This window comes from Nocardiopsis coralli (assembly GCF_014892575.1).
Lineage (GTDB): Bacteria > Actinomycetota > Actinomycetes > Streptosporangiales > Streptosporangiaceae > Nocardiopsis > Nocardiopsis coralli.
This window is the reverse complement of record NZ_JADBGI010000003.1, coordinates 184,810-209,987: the sequence shown is the minus strand read 5'-3', so window position 1 is coordinate 209,987 and position 25,178 is coordinate 184,810. Positions and strand designations below refer to the sequence as shown.

Sequence of the window (25,178 nt, the reverse complement as noted above, 5' to 3'; positions counted from 1 at the left end):
TCGATGGCAGTGCTGGTCAGGCGCCCTGCCACCGGACGAAAGAGGAGAGGCTCTCCACCGGGTAGGGAGGATTGACCGGCTCGCCGTCGTCGGCCACGACGTACTTCCAGTCGCCGTCCTCCCAGCGGAGGTCGAACGGGAAGACCATGTCCAGCCCGTAGGACGAGGTGTAGACGATCTGGACCGCGGCCTCCTCTCCGTCGTAGGAGACGACCCTGAAGGCGGCGATCTGGATGCTGGCTCCGTCGTCGTCCTGTGCCGCGGAGGATCCTGCGTTCTCCAGGGCTGCTTCCCGCCCGGGACCCTCGGCGAGGGCCTGCTCCATGAACATCTCCGCGAGCTCCGGGTCGGACCCCATGGCGGACCAGTTGGCCGCGGCGAGGACGGCGCCCAGGGGCGTACGTGCGAAGCAGGAGCGGTATCCGTCGTCATCGATCCGGCCCGGACCGTGGCCCTCGACCTCCGGTGCGGCGATCGTGCCGACGAGCTCCCACTCGGCACCCCCGGGCGGCTCGTCCAAACCGCCCGCCAATTCGACCTCGGTCAGCCCGCACACGCTGGACTCGCCGTCCGCGGGTGAATCCTCGTCCGTGGGGGACGCCGTGGGGGCAACGGGGGCCGAGGCCTCCTCGTCCTCGTCGTCCCCGCCGATAAAACTGATCGTGATCACAAGAAGGCCGACGAGCGCGATCACGCCGAGGAACATCGCGGAGAGGAGGAACCCTCGGGCCGCGAAAGGTGACTCGTCCACCTGCTCACCGAAGTTGGTCATGGCGGTGCAACCCTCGATCGTTCTCTATACGAGGAATCCGACGAGTGACGTGGCGGCGGAGATGATGATGACCCCCGCGAGAACCATCCCGATCTTGCCCATGTGCTCTCCGCCCTCGCCTCGGCGGGACTGGATCGCCATGGTCGCTCCGGCGATGATGAGGCCGAGGACGCAGACGCCCAGGGCAACCCACTTGGCCCAGCCGAGGATCGATACGAATCCCTCAGCACCGGGGGGCGCTTCCCCGGATCCGGGGTCGGGAACTGCGGCCAGGTGGACGGCGAACTCTGATGCCGTTTCGAGGAACATAGATGTCCTTTCTGTGAACTCGGAACAAGGAGGTTTCTCAGTGTGAGAGTGCGCCCAGATCGGCGATCATGGACCGCACTGGCTTGGGGCATCTCTGCACGTCCACGTGTTCGTTCAAGCGCCACGCCTCGATCCACGGGACATCCCATGAGCGAGGGACCCCGCCTTTGATGACCTTGGCCGTGTCTTTCAGTTGACGGGGGAGTTTTCCTGGCGCGTCGGCCACGAGTGCAAGACCGATCAATTCGATCCCAGTGACCGATCCTGATGCCCATTCTGTGGCCGCGAGCTGGGCCGAACGCAGCCCGGATGCATGGGTACGGGCGACCAGTACGACCCTGGCGGGGGCGTGCCCGGGGGAGCCGGCCGTCTCCGGCCATGCGTGGCCCGCCGGCCTGGTTCCGGGCACCAGCCCGGAGAGCGTGGTCTCACCCGCTCCGCCGTGCACGCCGAGGAACCAGATGCCTGAGGTCACGGAGACCCGGCGCCGTGGAAGGCGGTCTGCGTCGCTCGGAAGGGGGATTCCCCCCTGGGGGGACTGGGGGCCCGTGGTTGTCGGGGTGTCGTCCTCGACGGTCGGGTTCTGGCCCGGGCTCTCCTCGATCGGAGACCTCGTGACCCAGGGGTTCACGCTCTCGCCCATCACCGGTCCTGCCCGTTCGTCTGCTGTTTCTCGTGTTGGTGTTTCTGCATTTCCGCGTACGCGAGAAGAAAGGTGGGTCTCGGTTCCGACGTCACCCCGGGGAAGGGCACTCGCATTGTTTGCTCCTGGCTTATCCGGACCTTCTTCTTTCGGACGCATCGGCTCTGATGCGGCATCTCGGGCGCTGGTTCACATGCTTCTGAAGTTTTTTTGGAACGGGACTGGGTTCCATGTAGTGCGTGGGGCAGAGCTGTCGAAAAGGGAAAGGTGGGTGTACGATTGGGGGTCCGTCGTTCGCTCCACCCCGGGGAAGGCGCTGCTCGCGACGGTCGTCAGAGACGAGGTCGGGCAGCCATGGAGCATGACGAAGTTCCGGTGTTCCCGAGGATCACCGTGACCACCCACAGCGACGGCACCGGTGACGTGTCGATCAACGGGCGTGCGCAGACGGTCTCGGCCGAAACCGCGCCCGAGGTCAGAACCCGCGTCACCGAGATCATCACCGACGTCGCAGGCAAACTCGGGCGTCCGGTCAAGGTCGCCACATCCGGCGTCGACGGGGAGTGGCCCCTCGTCGTCCACCCCGACGGCACGGTCGAGGAGGATTCCTCCGCTCCCGCGCCGAAGAAGGGGCGCAAGGCCAAGAGCCGCAAGCCCAGGGCGGGCGCCGACCCGAGTGGTGGCCCCGGTACTACCGAAAGTACGAACGGCCGGGTCGCCGAGCCCGTCGCCCCCGAGGTGGCGGTGCCCGAGCCGGAGGTGGTGTCCGAGCCAGAGGCGGTGCCTGATCTCGCGACCGTGCCGGAGCCGGTTGCGGCGCCCGAGCCGGAGGCCGAAACGGGGCCCGAAGCGGCCGAGCCCGGTCCGGTGCCCGTGGAGCCCGAGCCCCGGCCGGCACCCGCGGTGCCCGAAGCGCCGAGCGGCGCCGCGGAGGATCCCCGTTTCCTCCCACACGAGGCTGTACCGGGCAGTGCTCCCGCCCTCCGATCGCCTGAAGACACGGCCCAGCCTGTGCTGCCCCCGGACCGATCGGTACAGCACACGCCCCCCGGTCAGCCCGGTCAGCAGCGGTTCGCAGGTGGCGGCGGGCACGTTCCGACCCCCGCGGCAGCGACTGACGATGCCAGGGCGCGAGCGGCCCAGTGGTGGGGCGAAGCCATCGACGAGCACAACCGTTCCGTCGGGGCACGGGCGGTGGCCACCGTGAACCCCCAGCACAGCAACGGCTCCGACGACCGGCCCGCACGCCGGCGCCGCTTCTTCTCACGGCGCGGTCCCGAGAACTAGAGGCTGTCCACCACGAGCAGGAGGAGGCCTCGTGCAGGCCGACGGAACACCCCCCGGCCGTCCGAGAGCGGTCTTCGATCCCGACCTGTCCACGCGGACCTTGAGGCGGTTGCGCAGCCGCACGGCCGAGCTGCACCCGATGAGAAGGCCGCCCGGCCGTCGGATCCGGCGGAGACGGAACGCCGGCTACCTCGCTTCGGCCGGGTTGGTCGCGGCCTCATGGGCCGCGGCCCACCTCGCGACCGAGGCACCGGACATCACCGACCTGGTCGTCCGGGTCCTCAGCACTCTGGGGCTGGCGGCCCTCGTCGTGTGGGGTGCACGTCAGGCGGGCCGTATCGGTGCGGTGTTGGCACTCCTACTGACGTGGGGGCCGCTCTTCCTCGTCTGGGGCGCTGCTCCAGGCACGGCATTGACCGGCGGAGCTGCTTTTTTCTGGGCTGCGGGGCCGGTGGCCGCGCTGGCCCTCGCAACCAAGGTGACACCTTCGGCGGGGGTCCGCCACCACGGCTCCTACTTGCTCTCCGAGGACTTCGAGACGGCCGATGCGGAGCTGCTCCGGCGGCTCCAGGGGGCGATCGACCGGGTGCGGAGGTCCGCTGCAGTTCTCGGCGAGGATGTCGGCCCTGGTCGCGAAGAGCGCTGGCTGGCCGAACAGGAGTGGTCGGTCGCCCGTTCCCTGGCCCGTTGCAGTGACCTCGACCTCGACCTCCGCGACAGGTCCGGGGAGGCCGTCTCCGAACGGGTCGCGCGAGCGCTCGAACCACAGCGCCGAGCCCTCAGGACCGCGAGAGAAGCAGTGGAGGAACGCATCCGGAGGTTCGAGGAGTACGCGCGGCGAGCCGACGCCGCGGTGATCACACACCATGAACTGCGCCAGTGCGAGGAGAACGAGCGCCGTGATGACGCCTTCCTCGGACTGTTGACCGACACGGCCTCTGAAGCCGCGGGTCCCGAGATCGGTGACAGCGGTGTCCGCGCACTTCGGACTGCACTGGAGGAGCAGGTGACACGAACGGTCGACGCGGGGCGCTGGCTTCTCGAGGTTGCTGAGGGCCGGAGAACCCACGAGGAGGAACACCACGGCGGCCAGATGCCTGACCCATCCAGGCCCGAGGACGGAGGACAACAGGCATGAGACCGGCACCGGCATCGCGAGCGCCGCACGAACGTTCCCACGGGGACCCCGGGTGGTTGGAGTACGCGAGAGTGGCGTCCCGGACCGGACGTGGCGCCCCTGAACGGGTCGAGGAGGACATCGATCGGACACGAGTGGAGGAGGAACGGCGCCGCACCGACTGGGACCGTGACGAGAGAGAGCGGGTCGCGGGCGACCGTGTGCGGCACGAAGAGGCGGAGCGCGAACGGGTGCAACGCGAGCGCGCAGACCGAGAGCGTACGGACGCCCGCTCAGTGGCCCCGGACGGCGACCGTTCCCTGGAAGAGCAGCGTTGGGACGGTTCCCCCTACGAGCCCGGGCGGGGCGAGAGCGCGGACCTCTCCGACGGATCGGCGCCCGACCCCGAAGAGCGCATCGCCGAGGAACAACGGCCTCCGAGAGCCGACGACCCCGCGGAGCGGTCGTACGGACCCGAGGGGGTCGAGGCCCCCCACACGGATCGTGAACGAGAGGCCCCTTCCCACCTCGCACCCGCGCAGCTGCGGAGCGTGCGGGGTGAGGCCGGCGCGGTACCCCGAGCAACGGAGGGCAACGGCGTCCGTGCCTACGCGGCACGACAGAGGGCCCACCGCCCCGAAGCTGAGGCATCACGGAGAGCGGCAGGTGCCCGGCGATGACCATCCCCCACGAGCACGGATCTGAGCAGGAGCACGGGGTGCACAGGAACACAGCAGCGGTCGCACACACGTGGCGTCGGATGATCGCCGGGACACTCGCGGCTTCACTCGCACTCGCAGGTTGCGGGACCCAGGGGGAAGGGCCGGACCCGGGTCCGGGGGAGGAGTCGCCGAACCCCCTGGAAACGGCTGCGCCGCCGGTGTCGGACGAATCGCGGGTCGAGGTGCCCGAGGCCGACTTCGCCGACGCGGAGTCGGTGGCAGCCTCCTTCTGGGTCGCGTGGGAGTCCTACGACGGTGAGGCCGACACGGACGAGAGCTATGTCGACCGCTATCGGCCGTTCGTCACCGACGGCTTCCTCGACGCGCACGAGGCCGAGGGCATCCCCGTCCCGCCACAGAACCTGACGGCCTTCCGTGACAGCGGACGGCTGCGCACAGCGGAGGTCGAGAGTGTCGAGGTCCCGCAGCAGGCCCAGGAGAGCGACCAGCAGGTCGTGATGACCGTCGAGGGGCACCTGACCGATGCCGACGGGGGCGAGGAGGTCGACTCACGTGAGTCGTTCCGCACCATGCTCCTGAGCAACACCGGTGAGGCCGACGCCGACTGGCGTGTCGACCGCTTCGTCCAGCAGTAGCCGACCGAACGCGACTGGAGATACTCCATGGAAGGTGGATCCGGAGGCAAGCTGCTCGCGTGCGGTTGCCTGGTGGGCCCCGTGTTGGCGATGTTCTGCCTGCTCGTCCTCATCCTGATGGTCGTCACTGTCGACACCGACGCCGATTGGGAGACGACCGGGGGGTCCTTGGACGCCGATGCCGTTCCCGAGGAGTTCGCACCCTGGATCGAGAAGGCAGCCGAGGAGTGTGAACACGAAGCCTTGTCGGCGCCCGTGTTGGCGGCTCAGCTCTACCAGGAGAGCCGCTTCGACCCTGATGCCGTGGGGCCGCCGGTGGAGGTCCCGGAACGGGCGGGGGTCCACCATGCGCAGGGCATCGCCCAGTTCATGTCCTACACCTGGCCGACCTGGGCGGTGGACGCCGACGACAACGGCGAGGCCTCCCCCTTCGATGCACCCGACGCCATCATGGCCCAGGGCGACTTCATGTGCAGCCTCATGGGGCAGGCTGCGGACAGCGGTTACGACGATGACGCTGTATCACTGGCCCTGGCCGGTTACAACGCCGGTTGGGGAGCCGTGGAACAGCACGGCGGGATCCCTCCGTACGAGGAGACCCAGAACTACGTCGAGATCATCATGGACAAGTCCGAGGAGTTCACCGACACGAGCGGTGAGGGCCTCGCGGACCCTGGCGTCGAGATCGACGCCGACGGTGACGTGGCAGGGGCGATCCAGTGGGCCGTCGCACAGGAGGGGACCCCGTACGTCTACGGGGGGTCCTGCATGAATCCCCAACAGGAGACGCAGGGGAGCCCCGAAGGTGGATGGACCGGTGACGACATGCGCAACCAGTGCGACTGTTCGAGTCTCATGCAGCAGGCCTACGCGAAGATCGGGGTGGAACTCCCCAGGGTGACCTTCGACCAGATCAACGTGGGCCAAGGTGTTTCCCCCGGTGATGTGCAGCCCGGAGACCTGGTCTTCCCCCACGACGGGCACGTCGGGATGTACATCGGTGACGGGAAGGTGGTCCACGCGCCGCAGACAGGTAAGGACGTCGAGATCACCGAGTACACCGAAGGGTACTGGGGTGCCTACGGGGTCAGGAGGGTGCTCACGGACGGCTGACGCGTGGTCAGAGCCCGGCGATGAGCTGGTCGGTGACGTCGTAGCCGTTGACGTAGCCGCCCTCGACGGTGTTCTCGCCGGTCGTGGGCTCACCGGCGAAGTGCAGCACCCCGTCGACGGGCTCGGCCAGGGCCGCGGGGGCGTCGTGCGCGCCCGGCGGCACGTACAGGTACGCGCCGCGGCTGTAGCGGTCCGCGGCCCAGTCGTGTGTGGTGCGGGCGACGGGGGCGGGTAGCTCCTCGCCGAGCACGTCGGCGAGGGCGGCGAGCCCCGCGTCGAAGCGTGCGTCCTCGTCCATCGCGAGCAGATCGCGGGCGCCGGCGCCGGCCGCCCAGGCCGCGACCACCTCGGGGGACCCGGAATCGGCGTCGCCCGTGGAGATGCGCCAGAACACGAAGTCGGCGCCCTGCTCCCAGCCGAGGGCGTCGGGTTCCTCGGGGAAGACCGGACGGTCGAACTCGTAGACCAGCTTGAGGGCGTCGGTGGTGTCCAGGGACCGGACCGCGTCCAGGTGCGAGGTGGGCAGCGGCGGATCGAAGCGCACGTCGCCGGTCTGGAGCACCCCCAAGGGCAGGGCGATGATGCAGCGGGCGGCGCGGAAGATCTGTTCCCCGTCGGGCCCGGCGGCCAGCTCCACCCCGGAGCGGATCCGGCGGACCTCCCGTACCGGGGTGGACAGGCGCACGTCGAGCCCGTCGGCGAGGGGTTCCAGGACCCGGTCGTAACCGTCGACCACACGGTGGTTCTCGCGTGAGGCCGACCACCAGTCGAACAGGTCGTACCGGTGCATCCAGGTCGCGCTCCACCGGTCAAGGGGTTCGTTGTCGATGGAGACCGGCGGCCAGTCGGACTCGGGCACGTCCATGCGCCGCAGGTAGGAGGCGGCGTCCTCGGTGTCGAGGGGAGCGCTGTCGGTCTCGATGGGGGAGCCTCCGCCGGAACCGCCGCGCACCCGCACGGTGTCGGCGCCGCTCTCGTCCACGAGCTCCCAGGTGTAGGCGTCGCTGCCGTGGATCAGGCCGGCGCCCAGTTCCACGGGGACGGAGGTGAAGGAGTGGTCGGTGTGCACCTGGCCGCCGATGCGGCCGCGGGCCTCCAGGACCACTGCGGACATCCCGTGGTCGACGAGGTTGCGCGCTGCGGACAGTCCCGTGATCCCCGCACCGATGACGGCGACGTCCCAGTCCGGGGTGCCGAACCCCGAGCACCCCGCGGCGGACAGCAGGACCCCGCCGCCGAGCAGGGCCCCGCCTCCGCGGACGAGCGTGCGGCGGCTGATACCGGGCATGGTGCTCCCAGCGTCGGGGGACGGGGCTCCCAGTATGCTCCCGGCACCGACGGTGCCCGGACCGCCCCCGGGGATGGCCCGAGGGTGGAATTGCAGTGTTCTTCCCCGAAATGTCGCGGAAGGTGTCTAGAGTGCGGAACGTGAATGCACAACTTCCCCTCAGCACCCTCATGGACGACGCCGCGATCCTGTCGCTGGAACACCAGTTCCACCTGCAGGACGTGCTCGGTGAGCACAACTGGCGGGTCGACATGAACGCCCCTGTCTTCGAGTTCACGTTCCCCTCGGGCGAGAGCCTGGTCTGCGAGAACTTCCACTTCCTGGGCAGTGCAGCACCCGGCCCGGGCTCCTGGATGTGGTCGTGGGCCAACCCCTCCGGGTTCCCGCCGGAGCTGACCGCCCTGGCCGGTTCCGTGCGCGACCTCGGCGAGCGCCACGGGGTCGCCGAGCTCACCTCCGCGGAGGTGCCGTTCACCGACCTGCCCGGCGCACCGGAATCGCCGCACAAGGTCGTCGGACCGCTCACCGAGGCGGCCAAGGTGCTCACCGGCCGGTGGACCTCCTACAACGGCGAGGTCGGCGGCGGCACCCGCGCCTCGTTCCTGGTTGAGCACCCCTCGTTCCGGCTCCCCGCCCCCGACCCCGTGCAGACCGTGGGCCTGCTGCAACAGGCGGTCTCCGGGCTGCCGCTCACCGACCACCGGCGCGCGGTCTACACCTACGGCCACCTGCGCGGCCTGAACCCCGCGTTCGTCGACGACGGCGCCCGGTTGACCCTGTCCGCGGAGGGCCTGGCGCTCACGGTCTCCTTCGACGAGCACGGCCGGGTCAAGAACGTCGAGGGTTCGTTCGGCTGACCTCCGGGGCCCGGGCACGGGACAGAGTTGACCGACTCGTCAACTCCGGTCGTCGAACTGCCCGGGCCGCCGGCCATCCCCGGGCGGCCCGGCGAAGGCCTGCCCGATCTCGAGCCATTCCTGTGCGAGCGCGCCGTGCGCCCGCAGGGAGGTGTCGTCGGCGTGGCGCCGGCGGGTGAGGACGAGGCAGAACTCCTCGGCGTTCCCGGTCACCTTCTGTGCGGCCTCGTCCGGGCCCAGGAGCCACGTGGAACCGTCGGGCGCCTCCAGCTCCACCCGCACCGGTTCCTCGGGCACCGGCAGTTCACGGGTCAGGTAACTGAACGGCCGGGCGCGCACCGCGAGGTGTGCGACGTGCCGCAGCCGCGCGGTCGGGCGGCGGCGCACACCCAGGGCGTCGACCACGTCCTGGCCGTGCGCCCACGTCTCCATCAGGCGTGCGGTCGTCTTCGAGGGCACGCTCATCGGCGGCCCGAACCAGGGGACGCGGGTCCCGGGCGGCGCCTCGACCAGCGCGGCCCGCAGTTCCCCGGCGGCCTCCCGCCACTCCGGGAGCAGTTCCTCGGGCGGGACGGGGGCGGGCTTGGTGAACCCCTCCGGGTCCTCCATGGCCTTGTGCAGCAGCGCGTCGAAACCCACCGGGTCGGTGAGTGCGGTGTGCGCGGCCCGGTCGAAGTAGGCCAGGTGGGCGATCTGGTCGGCGACGGTCCACCCGGGCGCGGGGGTGGCGCGGGACCAGGCGGCGGGCTCCAGGCCGGTCAGCAGGCCGGCGAGCTCTTCCTGTTCGGCTCGCAGGTCGTCGATCAGGGCGTGTGCGTCGACCACGGGGATCGTTCCTCCCAGGGGGTGGGGCGGCACCGTCCGATGTTGACGGACTTGTCATGTTCGGCGAACAATAGCGCATGAGTGATCGGCCTCACACGGGTGGGCGCGGCCGGTGGGCCGGTCGGCGACACCCACAGCGACGACGGATGCGAGCGTGAACCGATGAGCGCCACCCCCCGGACGGACCCCTGGAACACCCCCGAACGCACGGAGCTCCGCGCCACCGTGCGCTCCTTCGCCGAGAAGGAGATCCTCCCCAACGCCGACCGCTGGGAGCGCGAGGGCGAGCTCCCCCGCTCCCTGCACCGGGCCGCCGCCGACCTGGGCCTCCTCGGTCTCGGCCTGCCCGAACGGGTGGGCGGCGACGGCGAGATGATCGACCAGCTCGTGGTCTCCGAGGAGCTCCTGCACGCGGGTGTGCCCAGCGGGGTCCTGGCCTCGCTGTTCACCCACTCCATCGCCCTGCCCGCGCTCGTGGCGAGCGAACGCGAGGACCTGGCCCGCGACTACGTCCGGCCCACCCTCGCCGGCGAACGGGTGTGCTCCCTCGCCATCACCGAACCCGACGGCGGCTCCGACGTCGCCCACCTGCGCACCCGCGCGGTCCGCGACGGCGACGAGTGGGTCATCGACGGGTCGAAGATGTTCATCACCTCCGGCCACCGCGCCGACTTCGTCACCGTCGCCGCCCGCACCTCCGGCACCGGACACGAGGGCATCTCCCTGTTCGTGGTCGACGCCGGTACCCCGGGGTTCACGGTCTCCCGCAAGCTCGACAAGATGGGCTGGCTGTCCTCCGACACCGCCGAGCTGTCCTTCGACGGCGTGCGGGTGCCGGCCGCCAACCTCGTCGGCGAGGTCGACCAGGGTTTCCTGCAGATCATGCGGCAGTTCGCCGGCGAACGGATCGGGCTCTCGGTGCAGGCCGTGGCCATCGCCCAGCGCTGCGTCGACCTGTCCGCGCGTTACCTGCGCGAACGCGAGGCCTTCGGTGGACCGCTCGCCAAACGCCAGGTCCTGCGCCACCGCCTCGCCGAGATGCACCGGCGCACCGTGGTCGCCCGGACCTACGTCCGCCACGTCGCCGAACGCCTCCAGGACGGCGAGGAGCTCATCCCCGAGGTCGCGATCGCCAAGAACACCGCCACCGAGGCCCTCGACCACGTCGTCGACAACGCCGTCCAGATCCACGGCGGGGCCGGGTTCGTACGCGACAGCGAGGTCGAGCGGCATTACCGCGACGCCCGGATCTTCAGCATCGGTGGCGGAACGTACGAGATCATGAACGAGGTCATCACCAAGTTCCTGCCCCTGCGCTGACCCCGGGCGCATCCCCCGCGCCCGCGCGCCACCCGAGGAGGCCGACAACATGAGGGAACGCCGGCTCGGCGAGCGACCGCTCACCACCCGCGGGCGCCGCACCCGCAACGCGCTCGTGGAGGCCGCGCGCGAGGTCTTCGAGGAGAAGGGGTTCGAGGAGACCCGGGTCGCCGAGGTCGCGGCCCGGGCCCGCCTGGCCCACGGCACCTTCTACACCTACTTCGACTCCAAGGACGACGTGCTGCACGAGGTCGCCAAGGGCCTCACCGCGGAGATGTTCGAGGCGTCCCGCTCCGGCGAACCGGCCGACGCCGGCCCCGTCGACCGGATCCGGGCCTCCACCGAACGGTTCCTGCGGGTGTACCGCGACAACGCCCGCATGATGCACGTGATCGAACAGGTCTCGCCGCGCAACCCCCGGTTCGCCCACGTCTACCTGGAGATCCGGGGCCTGTTCGTGGACCGCATCGCCTCGGGCATCCGCCGGCTGCAGAAGGAGGGCGCGGCCGACCCCGCACTGGACGCCGACACCGCGGCGAGCATGCTCGGCGGGATGGTGGAGCACTTCGCACGCGTGTGGTTCCTGCACGGTCAGGAGCACGACGCCGACAACGCCCTGGAGACCGCGACGGTGCTGTGGGCACGCGGGATCGGCCTGGAGCTCACGCCCGCGGACGGGGACACCGCGTCGCCGCGGACCTCCCGCGGGCCGAGCGCCGCAGGCGCCGTCTGACGCACCGGCCCCGGGGACGTGGATGGCCCAGTGCCCGCGCACGCGTGCGGCTGCAGTGTGCACATCCGGTTCTTTGTCGGAGCCGGCCGTGGTTCCCCGGCCCGAACCGCCGGCTCGGGCGAGGGCGATCGTGTGTGCCCCGCAGGGCTCCGCCCTGCACCCGGCCCTGGAGCAGGGCCGTCGTGAACGGCGTTCCGGCCGGTCCCTAGGGTGGTCGGATGCTCGTGCGCAACCGGTGGTCGGTCCTGACCGTCAGCATGGTGGCCCAGGTCGCCAGTGTGTCGGCCATGTTCGGTGTCCCCTTCGTCCTCCCCCAGCTCCGGGAGGCGTTCGGGGTCACGACCGCGCAGGCGGGCATGCTCACCGGGCTGCCGTCCTTCGGCCTGCTCCTGACCCTGCTCCTGTGGGGCGTGGTCATCGACCGGGCCGGCGAGCGCGTCACCATGACGCTGAGCATGGTCCTCACCGCCTCCGCCCTCGGGCTCCTGTGGACGGTCTCGGAACTGTGGACCGCGGCGGCCGTCCTCCTCCTGGTCGGCGCGGTCGGCGGCCCCGTGAACGCGGCCAGCGGGCGCCTGATCCTGGTGTGGTTCGCTCCGTCCGAGCGCGGACTCGCGATGGGGATCCGCCAGTCGGCCCTGCCGCTGGGCGTGGGTGTGTCCTCCCTCGTGCTGCCCGGCGCGGCCGACGCGTGGGGGTTCGCGGCGGCGATGAGCCTCCCCGCCGTGCTCGCGCTGGTGGCCGCCCCGCTGGTGCTCACCGTGGCCTCCGCGCCGCCCGAGCCCGCGACCGGGGCGGCCGGTGGCCGAGACCGTTCCGAGCGTCCGGACACCGACGCGCGCGCCGCGTCCGGGCCCACCGGGTCGCCCTACCGCACCTGGACCCTGTGGCGCGTGCACGGCGTGAGCATGCTGCTGGGCGTCCCCCAGGTCGCGATGATGACCTACGCGCTGGTCTACCTCGTGCAGGAGCAGGGGTGGTCGGCCCCGGCCGCGGGCGTGGTCGTCGCCCTCGCCCAGGTTCCGGGCGCGGTGGGCCGCCTCCTCCTCGGGGTGTGGTCGGACCGCACCGGCGACCGCCTGCGCCCGGTGCGGTGGCTCGCGGCCGTGTCGGGTGTCTTCCTGGTGCTGCTGACCCTGCTGCCGGGCCTGTGGTCCACCGCGGCCGTCCCCCTGGTGCTGCTCTGCCTGGTGCTGACCATGTGGCACAACGGGCTGACCTTCACCTCCGTGGCCGAACTCGCCGGAACCTCCTGGGCCGGCCGTGCCCTGGCCGTGCAGAACTGGCTGCAGGCGATCAGCACCACCCTCACCCCGGTCCTGATGGCCGCGGTCATCACCGTCGCGGGGCTGCCCGCGGTGTTCGGGGTGGCGGCGGTCTTCTCCGCGGCGGCGATCGTGGTCGTCCCGGCGGCCGCGGGCCGCAGGCGGCGGTCCTGATGTCGCACGTCGCCGGTACCGTGGGGCCGACCCCGCTCGTCACAGTGAGCACCAGCCCCCACCGGATGGGACCCGCGAGAGTATGACCGACACCGATCGCCGGCGCGCCTTCGTCGAGATCCTCGTCCCGGCCTTCCGCAAGTTCGGGATCGAGGCCGAGTTCGTCGCGCCGACCAGTGTGCGCATCGAGGTCCCCGAACACGAGGGCTTCACCAGCGACTTCGCCGACGCCGCCGACCAGGCCGCCGACTTTCCGCCCGAGGCCCACCCCGAGCTCGCCGAGCAGCTCGCCCTGGGCATGATGCGGCAGATGCGCGAGCGCGGCATCGCCTTCGGCACGCACTACCCGCCGCGGTCCGACGACCAGGCGCGCTACGTGGTGCTGAGCGCCTTCGACGAGCGCGGCATCAACGCCCGCTTCGACTTCCCCGACAGCCTCCTGCTGCCGCTGGAGGACGGTCGCCTCATGCGCACCGACCCCACCGAGCTGCTGTCCTCCCTCGACGGGCTGGACGAGGAACAGGCAATGGACCGCGCCCGCGCGTTCGCCGCCGAGGCCGCCGCAGACCTCGCCCAGCACCAGCCGGCCGGCAGCGCCCAGGGGCAGCTGCGGGTGCGCCTCTACGCCGACTCCGCGCTCCCCGAGGGCGCCCTGGAGCTGCTCGTGGCGCGGCCCTTCGTCGACGGGGTCCACGAGGTCGTCGTGCTGGACTTCCCCGACCGCATCCAGCCGCTGCCCCGCAACCAGCTCGACGGTTTCGGGCTGACCGAGCAGCAGGCCTTCACAAACGCGGTCGCCGGGTCCCTCGAGGAATCCGTGCAGTCCGACAGCATGGACGCCCTGGGCACCACCGTCGTCCACATCGGCGGCGAGCACACCTACACGGGCGCGCAGCTGCACGACCTCGGCCGCCACCTCGGCGACGCCCCGCACGGCGCGCTCGTGCTGTTCCCGTCCCCGCCGGTGGTCATGGCGCACGTGCTCGGCGAGAGCGACCCCATCGCGGCGATGCGCACGCTCCAGCAGCTCGGCGCCCGGTTCTACGCCGACGCCGACAAGCCGATCACCGAGAACCTGTACTGGTGGCGCCCGGCCGCCGAGGAGGGCGCCCCGCCGCGCCTGGCGCAGGTCGCCGTCGAGGTCGACGACAACAGCGGCGAGGTCGGCCTGTACACCTCCGACGAGGACTTCGCGGCGCTGCTGCGCACCCTCATGGGCTGACCCCGAGCCACGAACGATGACGGCGCCCCGGGCGGGATCGATCCCTCGCCCGGGGCGCCGTCGTGTGCGCGGTCAGTGCGTCACAGCAGGAACTGCCCGATGATCCAGATCGTGGCGAAGGCCGCGGTGCCCTCGATCGCGGTGGCCACGCTCAGGGTGCGGTAGGCGGTACCGACCGGGATCCGGCTCAGCTGCGAGACGACCCAGAAGTAGGAGTCGTTCGCGTGCGAGACGACCATGGCGCCGGCGCCGACCGCGAGCACACTCAGCGCCATCCCCTCGGGCGAACCCAGACCGAGCGCGGGCAGCATCGGCGCGACCAGCGCCGAGGTGCTCACCAGGGCCACGGTCGACGAACCCTGTGCGGTCTTGAGCGCGGCGGCGATCAGGAACGGAACCGCCAGGCCCAGACCCAGGTCGCTGAGGTTGTCCTCGAGGAAGCCGGTGATCGGGGAGGCCTCGAGCACCGCACCGAAGGCGGCACCGGCACCGGTGATGAGCAGGATCGGGGCGGCCACGCGCACCGAGTCCGCCATCTGCTCGTTGAAGCGGGCGAGCTTGCCGTGCCCGCGCAGCAGCAGGGTCGCCGCGCCCAGGCCCAGGATCAGCGCGATCACCGGGGTCCCGAGGAAGGCCACCGCACCGAAGAGCGTGCCCTCGCCGAACGGGGCGCTGGGCAGCTCGGCCACCGAACCGATGCAGATCAGCACCAGCGGCAGCAGGATCGGGAAGAAGGCCAGGAACGCGTTGGGGAGCCTGCCGTAGCTCTCGCGCAGTTCGTCCCAGGACTGTTCCACGGCCAGGTCGTCGCCGTCCTCGGCGGGCAGCGGCGTGAACTCCTTGCGGCTGAAGGAGCTCGCGTAGGCCAGGCCGGCCAGCGCTGCGACGAGCGCCACGGGCACGCCGATCGCGATGATCAGCCCGAGGTTGTGGGTGATGCCGATGTTCTCGGCGGCGGCGAGCGGGCCCGGCGTGGGCGGCACGAGCGTGTGCGTGGCGTACAGACCCGTCATCAGGGCCATGGACGTCGCCAGCGCCGACACCCCCGTGCGCAGGGTGATGGCCTTGCGCAGCGAGTTGAGGATGACGTACCCGGAGTCGCAGAAGACCGGGATGGAGACGATGTAGCCGATCAGCGACATCGTCAGGTTCGGGAACCGGGTCCCGAGCACCCGGATGAGCGCCTCGGCCATGGCGATCGCGGCCCCGGAGCGCTCCAGGATCACGCCGATCATGGTGCCGAACAGGATGACCAGACCGATGTTGCCGAGGGTGCTGCCGAAGGCCTCGGTGACGGTCTCGACGATCTCCGTCGCAGGCAGGCCGAAGGCGAAACCCCCGAGGAGGGCCGCGCCCATGAGCGCGAGGAAGGGGCTGACCTTCCAGCGGGCGGTGACGAGCACGATGCCCGCCACGAGGACGATGAGTACGAGGAGCGCGGTCACGGGCTTGGTTCCTTCGAACGGGACGGTGCGAGGCTGTGGTCGAGGAGACGGCAGCCGTTGTAGGTGGTCCGGATGATGGCGGGGAGCGCGTCCCCCTGCAACCCCTCGAGGGTGCTGGGTCCCTCCGCGATGGACAGCGCCGCGGTGACCCCGGAGCTTTCGAGCTCCTCGGGACCGACGGCCACGCTGCCCGCGACCACGAGGACGGGCACGTGGTCGGGCGTCATGCGCCGGACCGCGTCCACGACCTTCCCGTCGAGCGACTGGTGGTCGAAGCGGCCCTCGCCGGTGATGACGAGGTCGGCCTCGGCCAACAGCCGTTCGGCGTCCAGGGTCTCGGCGACCAGGCGGGACCCGGGGACGAGTTCGGCGTCCAGAACCGCGGTCAGCGGTGCGGGCAGGCCCCCGGCCGCCCCCATGCCCTCGTGGCCCCGGACGTCGGTCCCGGTGGTGTGGCGGAGCACGTCGGCGAGCCGGTCCAGGCCGGCGTCGAGCACGCGCACGTCCTCGTCGCCCGCGCCCTTCTGCGGTCCGAAGACCGCAGCGGCGCCGCGTTCGCCCACGAGCGGGTTGGTGACGTCGCAGGCGATGCGCCACCGGACGGAGCGGGCGCGCGGGTCCAGCCCGTCCAGGTCGATGCTGTGCAGATCTGTGAGGCTGCCGCCGCCGTCGGGGAGTTCGGCCCCGTCGGCGTCGAGGAAGCGGGCGCCCAGGGCGGTGAGTAGTCCGGTGCCTCCGTCGGTGGTCGCCGAACCGCCGATGCACAGCAGGATCTCCTCGACCCCGGCGTCGAGCAGGGCCTCCACGAGCGGTCCGATGCCGCGGGTGGTGGCGGTGCGCGGGCGCAGGGGCACGTCGGAGACGGTCGGCAGCCCGTTGGCCTCGGCGGCCTCCACGACGCCGCGGGTGCGGTCGGGGGAGAGGCCGTAGCGGGCGGTGACCGGGCGCCCGATGGCGTCGGTGGTCTCCACGGTCAGGACGGGGGTCCCCCAGGCGCCGAGGAGGGCGTCGAGGGTGCCTTCGCCCCCGTCGGCGAAGGGCAGGGTGTCGATGTGCACACCGCCCGGTCGGCCGCTCAGGGCGCGTTCGGCACCGTGCGCCATCGCCCCGGCCACGTCGGTGGCGTGGGCGCTCCCCTTGAAGGAGTCGGGGAGGACGGCGACACGGACGGGGGAGTCCTCGTCACGCGTGTGAACCACTTTTGACATGTCGGAAAGTCTAAGCACACGCACAGTGCGGTTCGACGTTGTAGCGCCCAGGGTTCCTGCACGTTCACGTGGGGCGTATGTGCGATTCGCCCAGGGCGGTCAGTGCGTAGAGGGCGAGGTCGAGCGAGGACCGGTCGTCGCCCCGCCGGATGTCCAGTCCGGTGAGGGAACGGATGCGCTCCACACGCTGCAGGAGCGTGTTGCGGTGCACGTACATGGAGTCGGCCGCGGCCTGCATGGAGATCGTCGACCCGACCGCGGTGACGGTCGCGCGGTGGGCGGGGCTGAGGGAGGACGCGCGCAGGGCCATGCGCTCCAGGGTGCGGCGGGGCAGGTGGGCGACGGCGACCGCCATCTCCCGCGACCACGGCTGTCCGCAGCCGATCGGCGGGATCAGGGCCCCGTAACGGCACAGCGCCCGGGACTCCTCGGCGTGCGCGAGCAGGACCTCGACGTCGTCGGTGGGTTCGGTGCGGGTGTGCCGGCTGCTGCCGGGGAGCCCGACCGCGTCGGGTCTGGGCGGAGGCCCGGAGCTCACCAGCCAGAGCGCGCCGTGCAGGACGGCGGCACGGCGCCCGGAGTCGGTGTTGATGCGGGTGACGGCGGTCGCGGCGGAGGCCGGCGGTGCCGCGGCGGCGTCCTCACGGGGCCGGTCGGCGGTCCACAGGGCGATGGACCACGGAGGGGACAGCCCGGTGGCGGCCAGCCGTACCCGTGCGGCGTCGGGCCGGGTGGTGCCCGAGCTCAGGGCGGCGATGAGGTCGCGTGCGTCGGTGTGGCGCCGGGTCGCCGCGTCCTGCTCGTGTTCCTGGGCGATGAGCAGCTGCACGGTCAGGGCCACGACCCGGGCCAGGGCCGCGACCTCGTGCGGGGCGCCGGTCACACCGACGACACCGCGCAGTTCGCCGTCGACGACGAGCGGTTCGTTCACCCCGGGCCGGTCGGAGATCCCCGGTTCGGGCGCCTCGACGCGGATCGTGCGTCCTTCGGCCATCACCCGCTGGGCGCCCCGGTGCAGCGAGCCGAGCCGCTCCGGGTCCAGGCACGCGATGATCGTGCCGTGCTCGTCCATCACGTTGATGTTGTGGCTGATCGTCGGTGCGATCAGGTCGACCACACGCTGGGCGAGATCGCTGCTCAACGGCGGCCGACGGCGTGAGTGGGCCATGCAGCACAGGATAGGCACGCCCCGGGGCCACCGCAGGCCCTGTGCCCCGGGGCGGGACCGTCAGGGGGCGGTCATTACTGCACAGCCCACCCGCCGTCCGACGGCAGGACCGCGCCGTTGACGTTGACGCCGTCGTCGCTGAGCAGGAACGTGATCGAGGCGGCCAGCTGCTCGGGGGTCGAGACCGGCGGCATGAGCTGCAGGAACCCGCCGGTGCGTTCGCGGCCGAACTCGGACATGCTCATCCCGCCGGAGATCCCCGTGGCCACCGGGCCGGGCGCGACCGCGTTGACGCGCAGACCCTGCGGCCCGTACATGAACGCGCTGCTCTGCGTGATGCCGACGACGGCGTGCTTGGTCGCGGTGTAGGCGGTGCCCGAGGTGGAGGCCTTGAGCGCGGCCTCCGAGGCGACGTTGACGATCGACCCGCGGCCGGCCTCCAGCATCAGCGGGATCACCGCGCGGCTCAGGCGGAAGAGCCCGTCGACGTTGATCGCGAAGATCTTCGCCCAGGCCTCGTCGGTGACCTCGTGCAGCGGCGAGAAGTCGTCGACGATCCCGGCGACGTTGGCGAGCGCGTCGACACGCGGACCGGCGGCCTCGAGTACCCCGTCGATCGACTCGGGGCGGGTGAGGTCGGCGGTCACGGGCACGATGTCGGCGTCGGGCAGACCGTTCGCGAGCTGCTCGAGACCCTGGGCGGCCAGGTCGACGGCGATGACACGGCCTCTCTCGCGTGCGATGCGCGAGGCGGTGGCGCGCCCGATACCGGAGGCGGCGCCGGTGACGACGACGGTGCGGCCCTCGAAGCGGCCGGGGACCACACGCTCGCGCCAGACCGAACTGGGCTCGTCGTCGGGGATCTCGCCCCCGTTGACCGAGCGCACCAGTTCGTCGACGGTCTCGCGGGTCAGCGCACCCTGGCTGAGGTCGACCAGCTGGGCGAGCGGCATGGAGCGCACGGGCGCGAGGCGGTCCGGCTCGACCCCGGCCGCGGACAGGATCCCTTCGAGGGCGCGGTATCCCTGCGGGTCGTCGAGCCAGGTGCCGATGGTGCTGTTGGCGGTCAGTGGGGCGTCGGTGCTCACGTGGGGCTCCTCGGGCTGTCGTTTCAGGTTTGCGAACGGGCGTCGTGAAAAACCGTACCCGGGTTTCGCGACGTCGGGTCGTGAAAATCGGACGTGCCGTGAACCTCCCTGCCGCAAGGCGCGATACTGGGGGAATGCCGAGGATTCAGGCGGGCAGTCTGTCCGAACACCACGACCTGGTCTGGACGTCCCTGCTCGATGCGTTGGACCGCCTGCTCGCGGCCGAGGGGCCCGACTCCTTCACCCTGGCCCGGGTCGCGGCCGAGGCCGGGATCGCCCGCAACACCATCTACAACTACGCACGCGACAAGCAGGACCTGCTCGCGGCCGCCGCGGAACGGGCCGGGAACGACCTCGCCCCGCGGATCTCCGGGATCGCCCGCGGGCCGGGGACGGCGCCCGAGCGGCTCTCGGCGACGGTGGACGCCCTGCTGTCCCTCTTCGTCTCCGGCACCCACCGGCACCTGCTCCTGCAGAGCCTCACCGGTGCCCTGCCCCACGACGTCGGACGCCGGGCCGGGGCCCCGTTCGCGAGCGTCTTCGCCGATCTCACCGCGATCGTCGAGGACGGAACGCAGCACGGCCACTTCGGCGTCGGCGGGGACCCGGGGCTGACCACCCGCCTGGTCTCCGGAACCCTGGCCGCCGCCGTGCACGAGGTCGCCGCCGACCCTGCCGCGCTGGCGTCCGTGCGGGAGAGGACCGTGCACTTCCTCCTGGGCGCGCTCGCCCCCGGCGCCGGCGGGGGCATCGGCACCGATCCCCGGTCCTAACGGGCGATTGATACGCGCAGGTCCAGAATCGTGCGCGTCACTGCCCCCACGATCCGGAGGAGTCGTATGTCCACCGCACAGGGGTTCCCCGACCTGCTGTCGCCGGAGTTCGCCGCAGATCCCTACTCCGCCTACCGGGCCATGCTCGAAGAGGCGCCGCTGCTGTGGCACGAGGCGACCGGCAGCTACGTCGTCTCCCGCTACGACGACGTCGCGCGGGTGTTCAAGGAACCCATTTTCACTACCGAGAACTATGCCTGGCAGCTCGAACCGGTGCACGGCCGCACGATCCTGCAGATGAGCGGGCGCGAGCACTCGACCATGCGGGCGCTGGTGGCCCCGGCGTTCCGCGGCAAGGAACTGCAGGAACGCTTCCGCCCCGTCATCGAACGCAACGCCCGCGAGCTCATCGACGGGTTCCGCCACACCGGGCGAGCCGACCTCGCGCACGACTTCGCGCGGCGGTTCCCGGTCAACGTCATCGTCGACATGCTCGGGCTGGACCGGGGCGACCACGAACGGTTCCAGCGCTGGTACACCTCGATCATCGGGTTCCTTGGCAACCTCTCGCAGGACCCGCAGGTCGCCGAGGACGGGCTGCGTACGCGCGACGAGCTCGAGGAGTACATGATCCCGATCATCCGCGAACGCCGGGCGGACCCGGGCACGGACCTGCTCTCGGAGCTGTGCACCGCCGAGGTCGACGGGACCACCCTGAGCGACCAGGACATCAAGGCGTTCGTGAGCCTGCTGCTGGCCGCCGGCGGGGAGACCACCGACAAGGCGCTCGCGGCGCTGTTCACCAACCTGATCGAGAACCCCGACCAACTCGCCCGCGTGCGCGCGGACCGTTCGCTCGTGGACCGCGCCTTCGCCGAGACGCTCCGGTTCTCGCCGCCGGTGCACATGATCATGCGCCAGCCGCAGGAGGACGTGGAACTGTCGACGGGCACGGTGCCGGCCGGGTCCACGGTCACGGCCCTGATCGGGGCGGCCAACCGGGACCCGCGCCGGTTCTCCGACCCGCACACCTTCGACATCGACCGCCCCGACCTGCCCACGGACACGGCGTTCTCGGCGGCGGCGCGCCACCTGTCCTTCGCCCTGGGGCGGCACTTCTGCGTGGGTGCGCTGCTGGCCCGTACCGAGGTGGAGGTCGCGGTGGACCAACTGCTGGACTCGATGCCCGACCTGCGCTTCGACGAGGGTGCCGACACCTCGGAGGAGGGGCTGTTCACCCGCGGTCCGGCGTCGGTGCCGGTGCGCTTCACCCCGGCAGCGTCCTGAACAGGACGGAGATCCATGCGCTGCTGAGTCTCTGAGCAGCGACGTTCCTCGCTCGCCCGAACCATCTCTCACGTGGGGTCGAAGACTTACTTAATAATATCTTGGTTCTAAGATAAAGTCGGTGGCTCCACGATCCCCTGGAGGTACGGGCATGAACGACATCACCCCGAAAGGTCGGGCGGGCGAGGACGGCCTCATCCCCGTGGCCGGCGGATGGGAGCGGGGCGAGGGCCGGCTCATCCGGTCGGTCGACCCCTCGGACGGCAGCACGGTGGCCGAGTTCCACTCCGCGTCGGTCGAGCAGGTCGACCGGTCGGTGCGCGCCGGGCTCGAACGCGTCGAGGACCCCGGGTGGCGGGACCTGCTCCCGCACCAGCGCGCACGCCACCTGTCCCGCGTCGCCGACCTGCTGGAGGAGCGCGCCGAGACCATCGCCGCGCTCCAGAGCTCCGACACCGGCAAGACCCTCGGCGAGAGCCGCGCCCTGGTGGCCAGCGCCGCCGGGACCTTCCGTTACTTCGCCGCGGTGCTGGAGACCGAAGAAGGCCTGCTCACCCCCGCGCGCGGGCCGTACCTGTCGATGAGCGTGCACGAACCGATCGGCGTCGTCGGTGCGATCACGCCCTGGAACTCGCCGATCGCCAGTGACGCGCAGAAGGTGGCGCCCGCCCTGGCCGCGGGCAACGCCGTGGTGCTCAAACCCGCCGAGGTCGCGCCCCTGACCGCGCTCGAGCTCGCCCGGGCCGTGAACGACGCCGGGGTGCCGCCGGAACTGGTCTCGGTGGTGCCCGGGAGCGGATCGGTGGTCGGCGACGCCCTGGTGCGGCACCCCCTCGTCGGCAAGGTCGCCCTGACCGGGGGCACCACGACCGGGCAGCGCATCGGTGAGGTCGCCGCGCAGAAGGTCATGCCGGTCTCGATGGAGCTCGGCGGCAAGTCGCCCACGGTCGTCTTCGAGGACGCCGACATCGAACAGGCGCTCGCGGGGGTGCTGTACGGGGTCTTCTCCTCGTCGGGGCAGAGCTGCGTGGCCGGGTCCCGTGTGTTCGTGCACGAGAGCATCCACGACACGTTCGTGGAGCGCCTGTGCGCGGCGGCCGAGCGGCTGCGCATCGGCCCCGGGTCGGACCCCGCCACCCAGGTCGCCCCGATGGTGAGCTTCGCCCACCGCGACCACGTGGCGTCCATGGTCGACGCCGCGGTCGCCGAGGGCGCGCGGGTGCGGACCGGGGGAGCGGTGCCGGCCGAGGGTCCGCTCGCCCAGGGCGCCTACTACCCGCCGACCGTGATCGACGGGGTGGCCAACAGCGCCCGGATCTGCCAGGAGGAGATCTTCGGCCCCGTCGCCGTGGTGCTCCCGTTCGGGTCGGAGAAGGACCTGGTGGAGCAGGCCAACGACAGCGTCTACGGGCTCGCGTGCGGGCTGTGGACCGCGGACTACCGGCGTGCGTGGCGGGTCGCGCGCCGTATCCACGCCGGAACGGTCTGGGTGAACACCTACAAGCAGCTGAGCGTCTCGACGCCGTTCGGCGGGACGAAGCTGAGCGGTCTCGGCCGGGAGAAGGGCCGCTCGGGTCTGCTGGCTTACACCCGCCAGAAGTCGGTCTACCTGGGGCTGGACGAGAACCCGCTGCCCTGGGCCGGCGACGCCCTCACCTGACGCGCACCCGCGCGGGAGCCCGGGCCCGGCACCTACCCGCTGGGCCCGGCCCCATCCGTGCGTGGAGCGCCCGTGGCCGGAACCCGGGCCGGCGCCCCGTACCCGCGTGGTTCTGGTTCGGCAACCGAAAACACATGTGACCTGGGGTCGGCGCCCCACGCGTCGTGTGGGTCAGGTTTGGCATCCCGGGCCCACCTGGGCCGGGCTCGGCACCTCACGCGTCAGGTGGATCGGGCTCGGGAACCCGGGCCCACCTGGCTCGGGCCTGGCCCCTCACGCGTCAGGTGGATCGGGCTCGGCAACCCGAAAACACACGTGGGATGGGCTTGGCACCCATGCGCGCCGGCGCCACTTCAAGAAGGCCTGCGCCCAAGGAACGCACGGCGGCGGTCCCCCAAGACAGAGCACAGGCGTTGTACCTGGTCTCCGGTGGGGGACTGCCGCCGTGCGCGTAGGGGACCTGGACCGACGAACCCGTAGAGCCGGTGCGGTGTCCGAGGCCCGGGCCCACCTGCGTGAACCACCGCCCTCGGACCCTCAGGAATCCTCCGCCGCCACCCTCGACGCCGTCGTGTGCTGGTCCAACGACCGCTCCAACAGGTGCAACAGCTTCCCGAGCTGCTTCCGCTCGCCCGACGTCAGACCGCCGAGCATGTCCTTCTCGTTCTCGAAGTGCACCGAGCTGACCTCGTCCACCAGCGCGAGGCCCTCGTCGGTCAGCCGCGCGTAGACCACACGCCGGTCCTCGGTGTCGCGGATCCGTTCGACGAGCCCCGCCTTGACGCACTTGTCGATGCGCAGGGTGATCCCGCCGGAGGTCACGAGGGTGGTCGTGGCCAGTTCCCCGGCGGTGAGCTGGAACGGTTCGCCGCTGCGCCGCAGCGCCGCGAGCACGTCGAAGGAGGAGGTGTTGATCCCGTGCGCCTCGAAGATCGACGAGATCTCGCTCTGGTACTGCACGAAGCACCGGTGCAGGCGTCCGAAGACGTCCATGGCGGAGGTGTCCATGTCCGGCCGTTCGCGGCGCCACTGCCGCTGCACCAGCTCCACGGCGTCGGGCTGGGTGAACGAGCGTCTGCTCATCGTGACGTGATCCTCTCTGGGGTGTCCCGGCCGGTCAGGTATATGAGCGCTGAACCAATCCTGGGGGGTTTGCGGTTCCCTGTGCGCTTCCTTCCGGGTCATGCCCCGGCGTCACAGGCAGCTTCGCCCGCTCATCTTAGGCCAGTTCGCAGATTTGGGGGCCGACCCCTTGTGCGATGCCTCTCACGCTGTTAAAAAGCTAGAGCAAAGAATCTTAGCGAAAAGATAAAGGTGGGTGGACGACATGACCCGCACTCTCCGGCTCCACCGGTCCACGTGGCGGGCCGAGGGGGTCGTTCAGCTCGACCTGACCGACCCCGCCGGGGCGGAGCTCCCCGAGTGGAGCCCCGGGGACCACCTGCTCCTGCACCTGCCCAACGGGCTCGACCGCGAGTACTCCCTCTGCGGCGACCCCCGCGACCGCCACACGTACAGCGTCGCGGTTCTGGACGAACCGTCCTCCCGCGGCGGCAGCAGCCACGTGCACCGCGGTCTCCCCGTCGGCACCCGGTTCGAGGTCTCCGGTCCGCGCAGCAACTTCGCCCTGGAACCGGCGCCCGAGTACCTGCTCGTCGCCGGCGGCATCGGCATCACCCCGATCCGTGCCATGGCCGCCGAGCTCGACCGCACCGGCGCCGACGTCCGGCTCCTGTACTGCGGCCGCTCGCGCGCGTCCATGGCCTTCCTCGACGATCTCGCGGAACTGCTCGGCGACCGGCTCACCGTGCACGCCGACGACGAGGAGGGGCAGCTGCCCGACATCCCCGGCGTGCTCAAGGGCTTCGGCACCGACGGCCTGGTCTACTGCTGCGGCCCCGCGCCCCTCATCGACGCCGTCCAGGACGGTGCCGCCGACCCCGACCGGGTGCGCGTCGAACGCTTCCGCGCCCCCGAGGCCCCGGCGAGCAGCACCCCCGCCGAGGGTTTCGCCGTCATCTGTGACCGCAGCGGGACCCGCGTCGACGTCGGCCCCGACGAGTCGGTGCTGGAGGCGCTCGGCGACGCGGGCCTCGACGTGCCCAGCTCCTGCCAGGAGGGCATCTGCGGCACCTGCGAGACCCGTGTGGTCTCCGGCGAGGTCGACCACCGCGACTTCCTTCTGTCCGACGGCGAACGCGCCGACCGCATGCTCGTGTGCGTCTCGCGCAGCAGCGGCGGCGAGCTCGTCCTGGACCTCTGACCCCGAACCGAACCACCGGCCGGCCCGCACCGGCCGGACCCGG

23 protein-coding genes are annotated in these 25,178 nt (G+C 71.3%); 13 read left to right on the top strand and 10 right to left on the bottom strand.

The window, feature by feature from the left end; genetic code table 11:
* Positions 1-16: 16 nt before the first annotated feature.
* From IDM40_RS04395 to IDM40_RS28770, 3 genes are read right to left on the bottom strand one after another with little or no spacing between them, the layout of a single operon-like run.
* The gene (locus IDM40_RS04395; RefSeq protein WP_193120593.1) at positions 17-772 is read right to left on the bottom strand and encodes a hypothetical protein; all 756 of its coding nucleotides are present in this window, start codon (positions 770-772) and stop codon (positions 17-19) included.
* Between the two features lie 24 nt (positions 773-796).
* Positions 797-1,081, bottom strand: coding sequence for a hypothetical protein (locus tag IDM40_RS04390; protein WP_193120592.1), 285 nt, complete (start codon positions 1,079-1,081; stop codon positions 797-799).
* A gap of 37 nt (positions 1,082-1,118) precedes the next feature.
* Entirely contained in the window at positions 1,119-1,724 is a 606-nt protein-coding gene (locus IDM40_RS28770; RefSeq protein ID WP_328806934.1) for a DUF6668 family protein, read from the bottom strand.
* Between the two features lie 393 nt (positions 1,725-2,117).
* Between IDM40_RS28770 and IDM40_RS04385 the strand changes: the two genes are divergently transcribed.
* The 4 genes from IDM40_RS04385 (at position 2,118) to IDM40_RS28765 (ending at position 6,559) form a co-directional block, all read left to right on the top strand.
* Positions 2,118-3,011 (top strand): hypothetical protein, encoded by an 894-nt coding sequence (locus tag IDM40_RS04385; protein WP_193120591.1) that lies wholly within the window; start codon positions 2,118-2,120, stop codon positions 3,009-3,011.
* 139 nt (positions 3,012-3,150) lie between these two features.
* Complete coding sequence (locus tag IDM40_RS04380) at positions 3,151-4,149, top strand: hypothetical protein (RefSeq protein WP_235997299.1); 999 nt, start codon at positions 3,151-3,153, stop codon at positions 4,147-4,149.
* 859 nt (positions 4,150-5,008) lie between these two features.
* Positions 5,009-5,446 (top strand): hypothetical protein, encoded by a 438-nt coding sequence (locus IDM40_RS04375; RefSeq protein WP_193120589.1) that lies wholly within the window; start codon positions 5,009-5,011, stop codon positions 5,444-5,446.
* A gap of 27 nt (positions 5,447-5,473) precedes the next feature.
* On the top strand, positions 5,474-6,559 hold the full coding sequence (locus IDM40_RS28765; RefSeq protein ID WP_193120588.1) for a C40 family peptidase: 1,086 nt from the start codon (positions 5,474-5,476) through the stop codon (positions 6,557-6,559).
* 7 nt (positions 6,560-6,566) lie between these two features.
* Here IDM40_RS28765 and IDM40_RS04365 read toward each other — a convergent pair whose 3' ends face one another.
* Complete coding sequence (locus IDM40_RS04365) at positions 6,567-7,847, bottom strand: flavin monoamine oxidase family protein (protein ID WP_193120587.1); 1,281 nt, start codon at positions 7,845-7,847, stop codon at positions 6,567-6,569.
* A gap of 170 nt (positions 7,848-8,017) precedes the next feature.
* Here IDM40_RS04365 and IDM40_RS04360 point away from each other — a divergent pair, with 170 nt between their 5' ends.
* Positions 8,018-8,704: a DUF6882 domain-containing protein gene (locus tag IDM40_RS04360; RefSeq protein ID WP_193120734.1), complete on the top strand. Its 687-nt coding sequence runs from the start codon at positions 8,018-8,020 to the stop codon at positions 8,702-8,704.
* A gap of 39 nt (positions 8,705-8,743) precedes the next feature.
* Here the strand turns inward: IDM40_RS04360 and IDM40_RS04355 are convergent, their stop codons facing one another.
* Positions 8,744-9,529, bottom strand: a complete 786-nt coding sequence (locus IDM40_RS04355) for a TIGR03084 family metal-binding protein (RefSeq protein ID WP_193120586.1) — start codon at positions 9,527-9,529, stop codon at positions 8,744-8,746.
* A 162-nt stretch (positions 9,530-9,691) separates the two neighbouring features.
* Here IDM40_RS04355 and IDM40_RS04350 point away from each other — a divergent pair, with 162 nt between their 5' ends.
* The 4 genes from IDM40_RS04350 (at position 9,692) to IDM40_RS04335 (ending at position 14,243) form a co-directional block, all read left to right on the top strand.
* On the top strand, positions 9,692-10,849 hold the full coding sequence (locus IDM40_RS04350; RefSeq protein WP_193120733.1) for an acyl-CoA dehydrogenase family protein: 1,158 nt from the start codon (positions 9,692-9,694) through the stop codon (positions 10,847-10,849).
* A gap of 49 nt (positions 10,850-10,898) precedes the next feature.
* Complete coding sequence (locus tag IDM40_RS04345) at positions 10,899-11,582, top strand: TetR/AcrR family transcriptional regulator (RefSeq protein WP_193120585.1); 684 nt, start codon at positions 10,899-10,901, stop codon at positions 11,580-11,582.
* 218 nt (positions 11,583-11,800) lie between these two features.
* Positions 11,801-13,021, top strand: a complete 1,221-nt coding sequence (locus IDM40_RS04340) for an MFS transporter (RefSeq protein ID WP_193120584.1) — start codon at positions 11,801-11,803, stop codon at positions 13,019-13,021.
* Positions 13,022-13,103: 82 nt separating this feature from the next.
* On the top strand, positions 13,104-14,243 hold the full coding sequence (locus tag IDM40_RS04335; RefSeq protein WP_193120583.1) for a hypothetical protein: 1,140 nt from the start codon (positions 13,104-13,106) through the stop codon (positions 14,241-14,243).
* Between the two features lie 80 nt (positions 14,244-14,323).
* On the opposite strand, the gene IDM40_RS04330 is transcribed toward IDM40_RS04335, so the two are convergent.
* The 4 genes from IDM40_RS04330 to IDM40_RS04315 form a co-directional block, all read right to left on the bottom strand.
* On the bottom strand, positions 14,324-15,688 hold the full coding sequence (locus tag IDM40_RS04330; RefSeq protein ID WP_193120582.1) for a GntP family permease: 1,365 nt from the start codon (positions 15,686-15,688) through the stop codon (positions 14,324-14,326).
* Positions 15,685-16,896, bottom strand: a complete 1,212-nt coding sequence (locus IDM40_RS04325; RefSeq protein ID WP_216630314.1) for a glycerate kinase — start codon at positions 16,894-16,896, stop codon at positions 15,685-15,687. The genes IDM40_RS04330 and IDM40_RS04325 overlap by 4 nt, the downstream gene beginning before the upstream one ends.
* A 64-nt stretch (positions 16,897-16,960) precedes the next feature.
* Positions 16,961-18,064, bottom strand: a complete 1,104-nt coding sequence (locus IDM40_RS04320; protein WP_193120581.1) for a CdaR family transcriptional regulator — start codon at positions 18,062-18,064, stop codon at positions 16,961-16,963.
* Between the two features lie 74 nt (positions 18,065-18,138).
* Entirely contained in the window at positions 18,139-19,152 is a 1,014-nt protein-coding gene (locus IDM40_RS04315; protein WP_193120580.1) for an SDR family NAD(P)-dependent oxidoreductase, read from the bottom strand.
* 134 nt (positions 19,153-19,286) lie between these two features.
* Here IDM40_RS04315 and IDM40_RS04310 point away from each other — a divergent pair, with 134 nt between their 5' ends.
* The 3 genes from IDM40_RS04310 (at position 19,287) to IDM40_RS04300 (ending at position 22,872) form a co-directional block, all read left to right on the top strand.
* Positions 19,287-19,925: a TetR/AcrR family transcriptional regulator gene (locus IDM40_RS04310; protein WP_193120579.1), complete on the top strand. Its 639-nt coding sequence runs from the start codon at positions 19,287-19,289 to the stop codon at positions 19,923-19,925.
* A 66-nt stretch (positions 19,926-19,991) separates the two neighbouring features.
* The gene (locus tag IDM40_RS04305; RefSeq protein WP_193120578.1) at positions 19,992-21,212 is read left to right on the top strand and encodes a cytochrome P450; all 1,221 of its coding nucleotides are present in this window, start codon (positions 19,992-19,994) and stop codon (positions 21,210-21,212) included.
* A gap of 151 nt (positions 21,213-21,363) precedes the next feature.
* Positions 21,364-22,872 carry an aldehyde dehydrogenase gene (locus IDM40_RS04300; protein ID WP_193120577.1) on the top strand — a complete coding sequence of 503 codons (1,509 nt, stop codon included), beginning with the start codon at positions 21,364-21,366 and terminating at the stop codon, positions 22,870-22,872.
* Positions 22,873-23,409: 537 nt separating this feature from the next.
* Here the strand turns inward: IDM40_RS04300 and IDM40_RS04295 are convergent.
* Positions 23,410-23,955: a MarR family winged helix-turn-helix transcriptional regulator gene (locus IDM40_RS04295; RefSeq protein WP_193120576.1), complete on the bottom strand. Its 546-nt coding sequence runs from the start codon at positions 23,953-23,955 to the stop codon at positions 23,410-23,412.
* Between the two features lie 244 nt (positions 23,956-24,199).
* On the opposite strand from IDM40_RS04295, the gene IDM40_RS04290 reads away from it, so the two are divergent.
* On the top strand, positions 24,200-25,135 hold the full coding sequence (locus tag IDM40_RS04290) for a PDR/VanB family oxidoreductase (RefSeq protein WP_193120575.1): 936 nt from the start codon (positions 24,200-24,202) through the stop codon (positions 25,133-25,135).
* Positions 25,136-25,178 lie beyond the last annotated feature (43 nt).

Excerpts from the sequence above, each read along its gene's own strand:
- IDM40_RS04395 (WP_193120593.1), bottom strand. The coding sequence starts at position 772 with ATGACCAACTTCGGTGAGCAGGTGGACGAGTCACCTTTCGCGGCCCGA.
- IDM40_RS04390 (WP_193120592.1), bottom strand. The coding sequence starts at position 1,081 with ATGTTCCTCGAAACGGCATCAGAGTTCGCCGTCCACCTGGCCGCAGTT.
- IDM40_RS28770 (WP_328806934.1), bottom strand. The coding sequence starts at position 1,724 with ATGGGCGAGAGCGTGAACCCCTGGGTCACGAGGTCTCCGATCGAGGAG.
- IDM40_RS04380 (WP_235997299.1), top strand. The coding sequence starts at position 3,151 with ATGAGAAGGCCGCCCGGCCGTCGGATCCGGCGGAGACGGAACGCCGGC.
- IDM40_RS28765 (WP_193120588.1), top strand. The coding sequence starts at position 5,474 with ATGGAAGGTGGATCCGGAGGCAAGCTGCTCGCGTGCGGTTGCCTGGTG.
- IDM40_RS04365 (WP_193120587.1), bottom strand. The coding sequence starts at position 7,847 with ATGCCCGGTATCAGCCGCCGCACGCTCGTCCGCGGAGGCGGGGCCCTG.
- IDM40_RS04360 (WP_193120734.1), top strand. The coding sequence starts at position 8,018 with ATGGACGACGCCGCGATCCTGTCGCTGGAACACCAGTTCCACCTGCAG.
- IDM40_RS04350 (WP_193120733.1), top strand. The coding sequence starts at position 9,692 with ATGAGCGCCACCCCCCGGACGGACCCCTGGAACACCCCCGAACGCACG.
- IDM40_RS04345 (WP_193120585.1), top strand. The coding sequence starts at position 10,899 with ATGAGGGAACGCCGGCTCGGCGAGCGACCGCTCACCACCCGCGGGCGC.
- IDM40_RS04340 (WP_193120584.1), top strand. The coding sequence starts at position 11,801 with ATGCTCGTGCGCAACCGGTGGTCGGTCCTGACCGTCAGCATGGTGGCC.
- IDM40_RS04335 (WP_193120583.1), top strand. The coding sequence starts at position 13,104 with ATGACCGACACCGATCGCCGGCGCGCCTTCGTCGAGATCCTCGTCCCG.
- IDM40_RS04325 (WP_216630314.1), bottom strand. The coding sequence starts at position 16,896 with ATGTCAAAAGTGGTTCACACGCGTGACGAGGACTCCCCCGTCCGTGTC.
- IDM40_RS04320 (WP_193120581.1), bottom strand. The coding sequence starts at position 18,064 with ATGGCCCACTCACGCCGTCGGCCGCCGTTGAGCAGCGATCTCGCCCAG.
- IDM40_RS04310 (WP_193120579.1), top strand. The coding sequence starts at position 19,287 with ATGCCGAGGATTCAGGCGGGCAGTCTGTCCGAACACCACGACCTGGTC.
- IDM40_RS04305 (WP_193120578.1), top strand. The coding sequence starts at position 19,992 with ATGTCCACCGCACAGGGGTTCCCCGACCTGCTGTCGCCGGAGTTCGCC.
- IDM40_RS04300 (WP_193120577.1), top strand. The coding sequence starts at position 21,364 with ATGAACGACATCACCCCGAAAGGTCGGGCGGGCGAGGACGGCCTCATC.
- IDM40_RS04295 (WP_193120576.1), bottom strand. The coding sequence starts at position 23,955 with ATGAGCAGACGCTCGTTCACCCAGCCCGACGCCGTGGAGCTGGTGCAG.
- IDM40_RS04290 (WP_193120575.1), top strand. The coding sequence starts at position 24,200 with ATGACCCGCACTCTCCGGCTCCACCGGTCCACGTGGCGGGCCGAGGGG.